The 11,222-nt window shown below is 71.3% G+C and carries 11 protein-coding genes and 1 pseudogene; 5 read left to right on the plus strand and 7 right to left on the minus strand.

Going from position 1 to position 11,222, the window contains the following annotated elements:
- Positions 1 to 881, minus strand: a pseudogene (locus tag GEV28_RS39685) (AMP-binding protein); the annotation flags it as partial.
- 216 nt (positions 882 to 1,097) lie between these two features.
- Between GEV28_RS39685 and GEV28_RS39690 the strand changes: the two are divergent.
- The gene (locus GEV28_RS39690; RefSeq protein WP_291419099.1) at positions 1,098 to 2,879 is read left to right on the plus strand and encodes a serine/threonine-protein kinase; all 1,782 of its coding nucleotides are present in this window, start codon (positions 1,098 to 1,100) and stop codon (positions 2,877 to 2,879) included.
- A 56-nt stretch (positions 2,880 to 2,935) separates the two neighbouring features.
- On the opposite strand, the gene GEV28_RS39695 is transcribed toward GEV28_RS39690, so the two are convergent.
- Positions 2,936 to 4,441, minus strand: coding sequence for a phospholipid carrier-dependent glycosyltransferase (locus GEV28_RS39695; RefSeq protein WP_291419119.1), 1,506 nt, complete (start codon positions 4,439 to 4,441; stop codon positions 2,936 to 2,938).
- A 217-nt stretch (positions 4,442 to 4,658) separates the two neighbouring features.
- Here GEV28_RS39695 and rsmI point away from each other — a divergent pair, with 217 nt between their 5' ends.
- Together rsmI and GEV28_RS39705 are read left to right on the plus strand one after the other, a co-directional pair.
- Positions 4,659 to 5,522: a 16S rRNA (cytidine(1402)-2'-O)-methyltransferase gene (gene rsmI / locus GEV28_RS39700; RefSeq protein WP_291419101.1), complete on the plus strand. Its 864-nt coding sequence runs from the start codon at positions 4,659 to 4,661 to the stop codon at positions 5,520 to 5,522.
- 52 nt (positions 5,523 to 5,574) lie between these two features.
- Positions 5,575 to 6,555: an aldo/keto reductase gene (locus GEV28_RS39705; RefSeq protein WP_291419103.1), complete on the plus strand. Its 981-nt coding sequence runs from the start codon at positions 5,575 to 5,577 to the stop codon at positions 6,553 to 6,555.
- 62 nt (positions 6,556 to 6,617) lie between these two features.
- Here the strand turns inward: GEV28_RS39705 and GEV28_RS39710 are convergent, their stop codons facing one another.
- A complete protein-coding gene (locus GEV28_RS39710) occupies positions 6,618 to 6,800 on the minus strand; it encodes a DUF397 domain-containing protein (RefSeq protein ID WP_291419105.1) in 183 nt (60 codons plus the stop codon).
- A complete protein-coding gene (locus GEV28_RS39715; protein ID WP_291419107.1) occupies positions 6,797 to 7,651 on the minus strand; it encodes a helix-turn-helix transcriptional regulator in 855 nt (284 codons plus the stop codon). The genes GEV28_RS39710 and GEV28_RS39715 overlap by 4 nt, the downstream gene beginning before the upstream one ends.
- A gap of 236 nt (positions 7,652 to 7,887) precedes the next feature.
- Here GEV28_RS39715 and GEV28_RS39720 point away from each other — a divergent pair, with 236 nt between their 5' ends.
- Entirely contained in the window at positions 7,888 to 8,088 is a 201-nt protein-coding gene (locus GEV28_RS39720) for a hypothetical protein (protein WP_291419109.1), read from the plus strand.
- A 16-nt stretch (positions 8,089 to 8,104) separates the two neighbouring features.
- On the opposite strand, the gene GEV28_RS39725 is transcribed toward GEV28_RS39720, so the two are convergent.
- The 3 genes from GEV28_RS39725 to GEV28_RS39735 form a co-directional block, all read right to left on the minus strand.
- On the minus strand, positions 8,105 to 8,872 hold the full coding sequence (locus tag GEV28_RS39725) for an ABC transporter permease (protein WP_291419111.1): 768 nt from the start codon (positions 8,870 to 8,872) through the stop codon (positions 8,105 to 8,107).
- Positions 8,862 to 9,857 carry an ATP-binding cassette domain-containing protein gene (locus GEV28_RS39730; protein ID WP_291419113.1) on the minus strand — a complete coding sequence of 332 codons (996 nt, stop codon included), beginning with the start codon at positions 9,855 to 9,857 and terminating at the stop codon, positions 8,862 to 8,864. Before GEV28_RS39730 ends, GEV28_RS39725 begins: the two co-directional genes overlap by 11 nt.
- Before the next feature lie 69 nt (positions 9,858 to 9,926).
- Entirely contained in the window at positions 9,927 to 10,532 is a 606-nt protein-coding gene (locus GEV28_RS39735; protein WP_291419115.1) for a PadR family transcriptional regulator, read from the minus strand.
- Between the two features lie 119 nt (positions 10,533 to 10,651).
- On the opposite strand from GEV28_RS39735, the gene GEV28_RS39740 reads away from it, so the two are divergent.
- Positions 10,652 to 11,222: class I tRNA ligase family protein (locus tag GEV28_RS39740; protein ID WP_291419117.1), on the plus strand; the 571-nt coding region annotated here is incomplete at its 3' end.

Consider the following 11,222-nt stretch of genomic DNA (forward strand, 5'->3'; position numbering starts at 1 on the left):
CGGCGCGTACACGATGTAGGAGTGGCCGACGACCCAGCCCACGTCCGACGCGGTCCAGAACACCTCGCCGGGGTGGATGTCGTAGACGTTGGTCAGCGACCAGACCAGCGCCACCGCGTGCCCGCCGTTGTCGCGCACCACGCCCTTGGGCCGGCCGGTCGTGCCGGAGGTGTAGAGCACGTACAGCGGGCCGGTGGCCGCGACCGGCACGCAGTCGGCCGGCTCCGCGGTCGCCATCGCCTTGTCCCAGTCGACCTCCTGGCGGCCGTCGCGGTCGCCTGCTCGCGCTGCAGCACGACCACGGAGTCCGGCTGGTGGGCGGTCATCGCGAGCGCCTCGTCGATGATCGGCTTGTACTCGACGACCCTGGTCGGCTCCACCCCGCACGACGCGGCGACGATGACCTTGGGCGTGGCGTCGTCGATCCGGGTGGCGAGCTCGCGCGGCGCGAACCCGCCGAACACCACCGAGTGCACCGCGCCCAGCCGCGCGCAGGCGAGCATCGCGACCACGGCCCGCGGCACCATCGGCATGTAGATGATCACCCGGTCGCCCTTGCCGACGCCCAGGCCCGCGAGCACCCCGGCGAACCGCGCGACCTCGTCACGCAGCTCGCGGTAGGTGAACGACGCCTTGCCGCCGGTGACCGGTGAGTCGTAGATCAGTGCGGCCTGCTCCGCGCGGCCGCCCTCGACGTGCCGGTCCAGCGCGTTGTGGCAGGTGTTGAGCTCGCCGTCCGGGAACCACCGGTACAGCGGCGCCGCGCTGTCGTCCAGCGCTCTGGTCGGGGGTTTCGTCCACTCCAGGGCGGCGGCCGCCGCCAGCCAGAACCCTTCCGGGTCGTCGAGGCTCTGCCGGTACGCGTCGTCGTAGGCGCCCATGGTCGAAACCTAGTCCACCGGTTCGCGTCCGCGCACCATCGCGATGAGCCGGAGCAACGCGACGATCATCGCGAACGTCTCCATCGTTGGATGCCCCGTTTTGCTTACGGTGTAAGTAGTGGATGTCGTCAGCCTCGGGTCACGGCTCGACATAGGGTGGATCCGAACCGGAATTCGTCCGGTCTCATGGGCAGCGGGGAGGGAGGGCGGGATCTCGTGGACTTTCTGATCAACCTCGGCAGCTCGCTGCTGTCCTTCGCGCACGGCATCTTCGGCCCCGGCTTCTGCCCGGGTGACTGGGTGTGGGCCACGCTTGCCGCCGGTGCGCTCGTCGGGCTGCTGCCGGTGCTCGGGTCGCTGCTGGTCGCGTTGGTGCGCAAGGGAACCGGCAACACCTACAACGCGGCCACGATCTCGGTCTTCGCCGTGGCCGGCGGGTTCTTCGTGTTCCTCATGCCGATGCTGTTCACGATCGGCGCGTCCGAGGTGTTCCACAACGTCGCCCGCGGTACGCCGAGCGGGCTCACCGCCGCGGAGGCCCAGTCGACCAAGCAGGTCTTCTGCGGCTGGGTCGGCCAGCAGGACGACTTCCTCGGCGGCCGGCAGAACGTCTACGAGGTCCTGGTGCACCCGCGCGAGGGCATGCTGATGCTGTTCGTGCGGATCGGCCTGCTGGTCGCGTTGCCTGGGCTCGGCCTGCTGTTCGTGTGGCTGCAGGCGCGCGCCGCGATGCGCCGCGGGCCGAGGTGGCCCGGCCGGTTGCTGTGGCTGCCGTTCGTGCTGATGTGGCTGCTCACCGCGCCGGTCACGGCGAACGTGGCGGCCATGATGTGGCTCGGCTTCGTGCCGATGAGCGTGCTCGGGATGATCCCGGTGCTGGCCGTCGGGCCGCCGAGCTGGTCGGTGATCGAGCGGTCGCACCAGAGGCCGCCGCCGCAGCAGATGCCGCCGCCGTACGAGCCGCCGCCGCGGGTGGCGCCCTACCAGCCGCCCGTACCACAGCAGCCCGCGCGGATGCCGCCGCCAACCCGGCTGGCCGCCCCGCGGGAGCCGGAGCCCGACCGCGCGGCACTCGCCAAGCTCGCGGCGGATCCCGGCCCGCTGCCGTTCGCCACGGGTGGGCCGCCGAAGGCGCCGACCGGGCTGTGGCAGAACAACGGCGGCCGGTTCCAGAAGATCAAGCCGCTCGGTCAGGGCGGGTTCGGCACGGTGTGGCTGGCGAAGGACACGCAGCTCGACCGGACGGTCGCGGTGAAGCTCGCGCACGCACCGGACGCCGAGACCGAGGCGCGGATGCTGCGCGAGGCGCGGGCGCTGGCCGCGGTGCACCACCCGAACTGCGTGCGGGTGTACGACATCATCTCCGACTCCGACGGCCTCGGGATCGTGATGGAGTACATCGAGGGCGAGCAGCTGGCCGACTCCGTGCACGAGAACGGGGTGCTCAGCGACGTCCAGGCGGCGCGCCTGTGGGTGACGATGGCCGGCGCGCTGACCGCGGCCCACGGCAAGGGCGTGCTGCACCGCGACGTGAAGCCGGCGAACGTGATCATCGACCCGAACGGCCTGGCGCACCTGATCGACTTCGGCATCGCCCGTTCCAAGGGCGACTCCACCCTGACCGCGGCGGGAATGATGGTCGGCACCCCCGACTTCCTCGCCCCCGAGACGGCGAGCGGCGCGCCCGCGACCCCGGCGTCGGACGCCTGGCAGCTGGCCGCGACGGTCAGCTTCGCGCTGGCCGGCAGCCCGCCCCGGGGCGCCCGGGACAACGCGATGGCCGCCCTGATGGCGGCGGCCAGGTCCGAGCCGCTGACCCAGCTGCCCCGGCGCAGCTCACACCTGCGGCTGCTGACCGCGTCCCTGGACGCCGACCCGGGTCGGCGTCCGACCCTGGCCGCGGTGACGAGGGAGATGGGCGCCTGGCTGGCCCGCGCGGGCCAGGCCGAGGAAGGCCCGGTCACCAAGCTCGTCCACCGCACCCGCGGGATGCCCTGAACGACGCGCTCGGGACGCTCAGCGTCCCGAGCGCGTCGTTCAGGGCATCGAGCTCGCTAGCGCCAGCTCGGTAGCCAGAGCTCGGCCTGCCAGTGGCCTTCGGTGATCGAGTCGCCGTTCAGGATGGGCCACAGCCACACGAAGTTGGCCACCACCGCGCCCACGTACAGGGCCACGACGAGCAGACCGGTGCCCCGGCGCTCGTACCCCTCGTGCGCGCCGCCCAGGATCTGGCCCAGGACGAGTACCAGGCCCAGCACCAGGAAGGCGGCCATCGGCGTGGCGTAGAAGAAGTACATCTGCCGGTCCAGGTTGGTGAACCACGGCAGCAGGCCCGCGAGGTAGGCGACCACCACGGCGGCGTAGCGCCAGTCCAGCCGGCCGATCATCCGCCACAGGCCCCAGCCCAGCATCGGCAGCGACAGCCACCACAGCGCGGGCGTCCCGACCAGCATCGTCGCCGAGACGCACCGGTCCTCGCCGCAGGTGATGGTGCCGCCGTCGTAGTAGTAGAGCATCGGGCGCAGGCCCATCGGCCACGTCCACGGCTTCGACTCCCACGGGTGCTGGTCCTTCGCGGGCGTCACCAGGTGCTCGTGGAAGTCCAGCACGTTGCCCGAGTACTGCCACAGCGAGCGCAGCGCCGTCGGCACGAAGTCGTACCAACCGTGGTGGTTCGCCTGGTTCGCCAGATGCCGGTCGACCCCCGTCTCGCTCGCGAACCAGCCCCACCAGGTCGCCAGGTACACCAGCAGCGGGATGAGCAGCAGCCCCCACAGTGCCGGCAGCACGTCCCGGACGAACGCGCCCTTCCACGGCGACGCCACCCCGGCCGACCGTCGCGCGGTGGCGTCCCAGACCACCGTCATCAGGCCGAACGCGGCGATGAAGAACACGCCGGACCACTTCGACCCGCACGCGAGCCCGAGCGAGACCCCGGCCGCGAACCGCCACCAGCGAAAGCCCAGCCGCGGGCCGAACCGCGACTCGTCGGTCCAGCCCTCGCGCACGGTCGCCGCGAGCCGCAGCCGGACCTGGTCGCGGTCGATCAGCAGGCAGCCGAACGCGAGCAGCACGAAGAACGCCAGGAAGATGTCGAGCATCCCCATCCGGCTCTGCACGTGCGACAGCCCGTCGCAGATCAGCAGCACGCCGGCGATCCCGCCGAGCAGCGTCGACCGGGTGAGCCGCCGCGCGATCCGCACGACCAGCAGGATCATCAGCGTCCCGGCGACCGCGGCGCTGATCCGCCAGCCCCAGGCGTTGTAGCCGAAGAGCCACTCGCCGACCGCGGTCAGCTCCTTGCCGAACGGCGGGTGCACGGTCAGCTCGTACGCGGGGTTGTCCTCGTAGCCGCCGTTGCGCAGCATCTCCCACGCCTGCGGCACGTAGTGCTTCTCGTCGAAGACGGGCGCGCCCTTGTCGGTGGGGAAGCCCAGGTTCTGCAGCCGGACGACGCCGCCGAGCAGCGCCAGGAAGCCGGCGACCAGCCAGCCGCGCAACCGGTCGGTCGGCATCGGCTTGCCGACCAGCTGCAGCTCGGCGAGCTCGGCCTCCGACATCGGTCGGCCGGTGACCGAGGTGGTCGGCGAATCGGCCGGCCGGCTGAGGAGGGCACTCACGGCAAGAGATCGTAGGCGGCGTGGTGTGCGCTCTGCGTCGGGTTCGCGTTCATCGGGCGACAACGGTCGGTTCCGACTATCCTTTCTCGAGTGGTTTGGTGCACGCCGGTAGGGGCTGATTGCCGGCGCGGGCGGCCGTGAGTGTTCACTTGGGCCAATGGCTCCGCTGGACACTCACGGCCGGCTGGTCCTGGCCGCCACCCCGCTCGGCGACTCCCGGGACGCCTCGCCGCGCCTGGTCGAGGCGCTCGCCGGCGCGGACGTGATCGCCGCCGAGGACACCCGCAGGCTCCGCTCGCTCGCCGCCGCGCTGGGCGTGCCGCCGGCCGGCAAGGTCGTCAGCTTCTACGACGCGGTCGAGACCGCCCGCCTGCCCGGCCTCGTCGGCGCGGTCCAGCAGGGGCGGACCGTCCTGCTGGTGACCGACGCCGGCATGCCGAGTGTCTCCGACCCCGGTTTCCGGCTCGTCGCCGCGTGCGTCGAGGCCGGTCTGCCGGTCACCTGCCTGCCCGGCCCGTCCGCGGTGACCACCGCGCTGGCGCTGTCCGGCCTGCCGTGCGAGCGGTTCTGCTTCGAGGGCTTCGCGCCGCGCAAGGACGGCGAGCGCCGCCGGTTCTTCGCGGCACTGGCGCGGGAACCGCGCACCGCGGTGTTCTTCGAGTCGCCGCACCGCATCGCCGCCACGCTCGCGCTCGCCGCCGAGGTGCTCGGCGGCGACCGGCGGGCGGCGGTGTGCCGGGAGCTGACCAAGCCCTACGAGGAGATCCGCCGCGGCGGCCTGGCCGAGCTCGCCGAATGGGCGGCGGACGGGGTGCGCGGCGAGATCACCGTCGTGCTGGCCGGCGCCGAGCCGGGCGCGGCGCCGGACCTCGCCACGCTCGTCGAGCGGGTCGGCGGGCTGGTCGCCGAGGGTGCCCGGCTCAAGGACGCCGCGGGCGAGGTCGCCGCCGCGGCGGGGGTGAGCCGCAAGCAGCTCTACGACGCGGTGCTCGAGGCCCGGCGGGCTGAGCACGGCGCTTGACCTGGAGCGCGCACCAAGGTGTTGCCTGCAGGGGAACACGGAGGAGACGCATATGCACAAGCGCATGCTGGGTGAGCTGGAAGTGTCCGCGCTCGGGCTCGGCTGCATGGGAATGTCCGAGACGTACGGGCCGGCCGACGACGCCGAGTCGATCGGCGTGCTCCACCGGGCGCTCGACCTCGGGGTGAGCTTCCTCGACACCGCCGACGTCTACGGCACGGGCCACAACGAGGAGCTGGTCGGCCGCGCGATCAAGGACCGGCGCGACGAGGTGGTGCTCGCCACCAAGTTCGGCATCCTCGAGGTCGTGGGCGGCGGCGTGGTCCGGGTCGACGGCAGCCCCGAGTACGTCAGGGGCGCGGTCGACCGGTCGCTCGGCCGGCTCGGCACCGACCACATCGACCTGTACTACCTGCACCGCCGCGACCCGAACGTGCCCATCGAGGACACCGTGGGCGCGCTGGCCGAGCTGGTCGCCGCCGGCAAGATCCGCCACATCGGGCTGTCCGAGGTCAGCGCGGACACCCTGCGCCGCGCGCACGCGGTGCACCCGATCACCGCGCTGCAGTCGGAGCTCTCGCTGTTCAACCGCGGGATCGTCGACGACCAGCTGCCGGTGTGCCGCGAGCTCGGCATCGGCGTGGTCCCGTACTCGCCGGTCGGCCGGGGCATGCTCACCGGCAACCTCGACACCCTGCGCGACCTCGGCGAGGGCGACTTCCGCCGCAGGCTGCCGCAGTTCCAGGGCGAGAACCTGGCCCGCAACATCGCGCTGGCCGAGCGGATCCAGGGCCTCGCGACCACCCTCGGCGGCACACCGGTCCAGGTCGCGCTCGCGTGGCTGCTCGCGCAGGACGAGCACATCGCGCCGATCCCCGGCACCAAGCGGGTCCGCTACCTCGAGGAGAACGCGGCCGCCGCGGACGTGCGGCTCACCGCCGACCAGCTGGCCGAGATCGACTCGGCCGTGCCGGGCGGCTCGGTGGCCGGCGACCGGTACACCCCGCAGGGCATGACCGCTGTCAACCGCTGACCGACCACTGCCGAGACCAGAACCCGGCGGTCCGGCCGCCGGGGTTCTGGTCTCGGGCGGGCTCAGCCGCCGATCTTTCCGGTCTTCACCGCGGAGACGAGCTCCGCGAGGCCGCGCCGGCCGACGGCCAGCTCAGCGCCGTCCGCGGACTTGCTGTCCCGGAGGTCGGCCAGTGTGCCGGCCACCTCGACGCACTGGTCGTTGCTCGAGCTGGCGCTGCTCTTGCGCCACGTCTTCTCGGTCATGTTCCTACCTTCGCCGCTCGGATCAGACGGGCCGACTCATCAGCCGGCAGGGCTGCCGACGCCGCGCCGTCCCACACGGCGGACAACGTCGCCACGTCGTCATCCTTCTCGACCGCTGACATCCCGATCAAGCTCTCCACGTACGCCGAATCCGGCTCGTCCTCCTCGGGGTAGCTGAGCAGGATGAGTGGCCCGGACATGGCGCCGTAGGCGCCGGCGGAAGCCGGGATGACCTGGATCGTGACGTTCGGGCGGGACCCGGCCTCGACCAGGTGGTCGAGCTGTTCGCGCAGGACGTCCGGGCCGCCGACCGTTCGCCGGAGCACCGCTTCGTCGAGCAGCGCGTGGAGCGCCAACGGTCGGTCGGGCCGGGTCAGCAGGGCTTGCCGGTCACGGCGTTCGGCGACGCCGGTAGCCGAGTCCCAGGCGCCCTTCCAACGAGACCTGTTGGCCAGCGACAACGCCTCGGCGTACCGGGCGGTCTGGAGCAATCCGTGGATGACCACTGCGTCCATCGTCCGCTCAAGCACTGCCTCGCCCTCGTCCATCCGGAATCGTCGGTATGACGGCCGGAGGGTGCTGGCGTGCTCGACGGTGACCGTCGCGGCGTCCGCGAGCCCCCACAGCTCCAGCGCCTTGGTCCGATCTTCGCCGGCGACGCGAAGCGCGGCGAGGACGGCCATGAAGAGGTGCTTCCGGGGCAGGGCGTCTCCCGACAGCAGACGCGACACCGTCTGCCGGGCGCACTCGGCCTCCTTGGCAACCTGTTCGATCTTCAGCCCGGACAGCTCCAGGTGCGGCCGAAGGTAGCGGCCAAGCCTGCGCTTCCCGCGGGTCATCCCGACTGTCATGCGATCACCCTAAACACCCTCCGTAGCACGTGCGGTTCGACGTTCACACCATCGCACGTAATCATTTGCACGGTAATAATGATACCGTGCTAACGCTGGCGGGACGAACGACACGGTACTGGCGCCATCCGAGGTCCGTGTCTCCCACGTCGTCCCGCCGGCCCGCAGCGACGAAGGGAACCGAGGCATGAACGGCGGCGTGAAGATTGGCTTGTGGCTCAATGTCACCGAGGACTGTGAGGTTCTCCGTCTCGGGTAGCAACGTCACCCACCTGGTGCTCGGGTCCACCGAGTTCGAGCTGTCCTTCGACGCGGAGGCGCTCAAGAGGATGGTTGAGCTCGGGACCGAGGCCCTCGCGGAGATGGACCAGCGCTACGCCCGCGAGGAGGCCGAACGGGACGAGGTCGAGGCCATGGCCCCGACCTCGTCCCGTTGATCAGCGCCCCGGGACGCTAGGCGTTCTCACGCTGGAACGTGCGGGCGCCCCACCACACGGCGAGCACGGTGACCACGAACAGCACCACGCTTCCGGTGAGCAGCCCGTCCATGCTGTAGTCGCCGCGGAACGAGGCCCGCTCGGCGTCCATGACGTGCGCGAACGGGTTGATCCGGGACAGCACGTACAGCCAGTTCGGCGCCAGCTCCGTGGTGATCGGCACCAGGATCCCGGTGAGCAGCAGCAGCGGCACCGACACGCTGGTGAGCACCGCCGGGAACGCCTCCTCGCTGCGCAGCAGCAGCGCGATCGCGTACGAGCACGACGACAGCGTGACCCCGAGCAGCGCCACCATCACCAGGCACAGCACGATCCCGCCGATCGGCGCGCGCATGCCGAACACCAGCGCCGCGAGCGCCACGAGCAGCACCGCCTGCACGATCAGCTGCACGGAGTCGTGCAGCACCCGGCCGAGCAGCAGCGCCATCCGGCTCACCGGGGTGACCCGCATCCGCTCCAGCACACCCGTGCGCAGGTCCGCGAGCAGCGAGAAGCCGGCGAACATGCTGCCGAACAGACCCAGCTGCACCAGCAGGCCGGGGGTGAGGATCTGCCACGCGTCGCCGGGCGGGAAGCCGGGCGTCGAGGACACGATCTTCTCCATCAGCGGCCCGAACAGCACCAGGTACAGCACCGGCTGCATGATCCCGATCAGCACCCAGGCGGGGTTGCGGAGCGAGATCGCCATGTGCCGGCGGAAGACCAGCCAGATGTCACGCAACACCGGAGGCCTCCTTCTCCTCGACCGGAGCCGGCGCCGCCTCGGCGTCGCGCAGCGTGCGGCCCGTCAGGGTGAGGAACACGTCGTCGAGCGACGGCCGGTGCACCTGGATCGAGGTCATCGCGATGCCTTTGCCGTCCAGCGCGCGCAGCAGGTCCGGCAGCGCGGTGTCCCCGCGCGGCACCCGGAACCGCACCGTGCTGTCCACAGTGGACACCTCCTGGGCGCCGGGGAGCCTGCCGGCGATCTCGGCCGCGTCGGTGACCGACTCGGCGGGCACCTCGACCGAGACGCCGTCGCCGGAGACCCGGGACTTCAGCTCGTCCGGAGTGCCCTCGGCGACGATCCTCCCGTTGTCGATGACGAGGATCCGGTCGCACAGCGAGTCGGCCTCCTCGAGGTAGTGGGTGGTGAGGAACACGGTGACGCCGTGCTCGCCGCGCAGCGACCGGATGTGCTCCCACAGGTTGGCCCGGCTCTGCGGGTCGAGCCCGGTGGTCGGCTCGTCGAGGAACACGAGGCCGGGGGAGTGGATGAGCCCCAGCGCGATGTCCAGGCGCCGCTTCTGGCCGCCGGACAGCGTCTTCACGAGCCGCCGCTCGAGCCCCTCGATGTCGAGCTGGGCGGCGAGCTCCGCTCCGCGGCGGACCGCGTCGGTCTTGGTGAGGCCGTAGAACCGGCCCTGGATCTCGATCTCCTCGATGACCCGGCACTCGGGTGCGGTGCCGCCGCCCTGGGCGACGTAGCCGATCTTCTTGCGCACGCCGAGCGGGTCGGCGAGCAGGTCGCAGCCGCCGACCGTGGCCTTGCCCGCGGTCGGCCGCAGCAGCGTGGTGAGCATGCGCAGCGTGGTGGTCTTCCCGGCGCCGTTCGGGCCGAGGAAGCCGACCAGCTCGCCGGCCTGGACGTCGAGGTCGACCCCGCGTACGGCCTCGACGGAACGGCCCCGGGACCGGAAGGTCCGGGCGAGGCCGCGTGCTTCGATCATGGCTTTCCCCTCTGTCACATTGTGAGCAGTGGGTAGCATGCGCCACTGACAAGTCTTAGTCAAAATTGACTAGCTGGTCGCGCTACCGGGCTGCCCGAACGCCCCGGCCGCGTCGTCGGCCATCACGTACTCGCCGGCCTCGAGCCGGACGACCAGGCCCCGTGCCCAGCCCAGCACCGCGTCGAGGCTGGTGTCCCACAGCCGGTACAGCTCTTCGACGTGCTGCGGATGGCCCCAGTCGACGCCGTGCTCCAGGACGATCGCCACGATGGTGCGGCTGCCCTCCATCTGGTTGATCCGGTGCCGCAGCAGGCCGATCGCCCTGGCCCGGGGCAGCGCGGTGATGAAGGTGACGGCCGCGGCGAGGGCGTAGCCGGCCTGCGTGCCGTCGTCGTACTCGGACAGGCTCTTGGCGAGCAGCACCTGGAACTCGGTCTCGCCGTCCGGGGTCAGCTGGTAGGCCGTGCGGTCCGGGCCCCGCCCCTCCGCGCCGGTCTCGACCTCCTCGAGGAGCTTCTCCCGCGCCATCTTCCTCAGCGCGTGGTAGATCGAGCCGGGCGCGGTGTTGCCCCACTTGTCCGCGGACCAGGTCAGCAGCTCCCGCCGCACCTGGTAGCCGTGCGCCTGGCCGTACATCCGCACGACCCCCAGCACCAGCAGCCGTGTGGCCGACACAAGCCCTCCCGCGTATCTGAGAGGCCGCGCAGATAGGCCTGGCGGGCATCCACCAACCTACCTGCGCGACCTCTAACCCGTTCGAAGTCCACGGGTACTCCTCCGTAGGCTAATTCGCCATGAGCAACCCCGTGCTGACCGCGGTGGCCTGGCCCTACGCCAACGGCCCCCGCCACATCGGTCATGTGTCCGGATTCGGTGTCCCCTCGGACGTCTTCTCCCGGTACATGCGGATGTCCGGGCACAAGGTGCTCATGGTCTCGGGCACCGACGAGCACGGCACGCCGATCCTCGTCCAGGCCGACGCCGAGGGCGCGACCCCGCGCGAGACGGCGGACAAGTACACCCGCCAGATCGCCGGCGACCTCGAGGGCCTCGGCCTGTCCTACGACCTGTTCACCCGCACCACCACCGGCAACCATTACAAGGTCACCCAGGACCTGTTCCAAGGGCTGTGGAAGAACGGCTACGTCATCCCGAAGACGCAGCTGGGCGCCATCAGCCCGTCGACGGGCCGGACGCTGCCCGACCGCTACATCGAGGGCACCTGCCCGATCTGTGGCTACGACAGCGCCCGCGGCGACCAGTGCGACAACTGCGGCAACCAGCTCGACCCGGCCGACCTGAAGAACCCGCGCTCGCGGATCAACGGGGAGACGCCGGAGTTCGTCGAGACCGAGCACCTGTTCC

It is taken from the genome of Actinophytocola sp., from assembly GCF_009379765.1.
Taxonomy (GTDB): Bacteria; Actinomycetota; Actinomycetes; order Mycobacteriales; family Pseudonocardiaceae; genus Actinophytocola.

Coding starts and splice junctions, on each gene's coding strand:
- GEV28_RS39710 (WP_291419105.1), bottom strand. CDS start 6,800: ATGACCGAGAAGACGTGGCGCAAGAGCAGCGCCAGCTCGAGCAACGAC.
- GEV28_RS39715 (WP_291419107.1), bottom strand. CDS start 7,651: ATGACAGTCGGGATGACCCGCGGGAAGCGCAGGCTTGGCCGCTACCTT.
- rsmI (WP_291419101.1), top strand. CDS start 4,659: ATGGCTCCGCTGGACACTCACGGCCGGCTGGTCCTGGCCGCCACCCCG.
- GEV28_RS39730 (WP_291419113.1), bottom strand. CDS start 9,857: ATGATCGAAGCACGCGGCCTCGCCCGGACCTTCCGGTCCCGGGGCCGT.
- GEV28_RS39695 (WP_291419119.1), bottom strand. CDS start 4,441: ATGTCGGAGGCCGAGCTCGCCGAGCTGCAGCTGGTCGGCAAGCCGATG.
- GEV28_RS39705 (WP_291419103.1), top strand. CDS start 5,575: ATGCACAAGCGCATGCTGGGTGAGCTGGAAGTGTCCGCGCTCGGGCTC.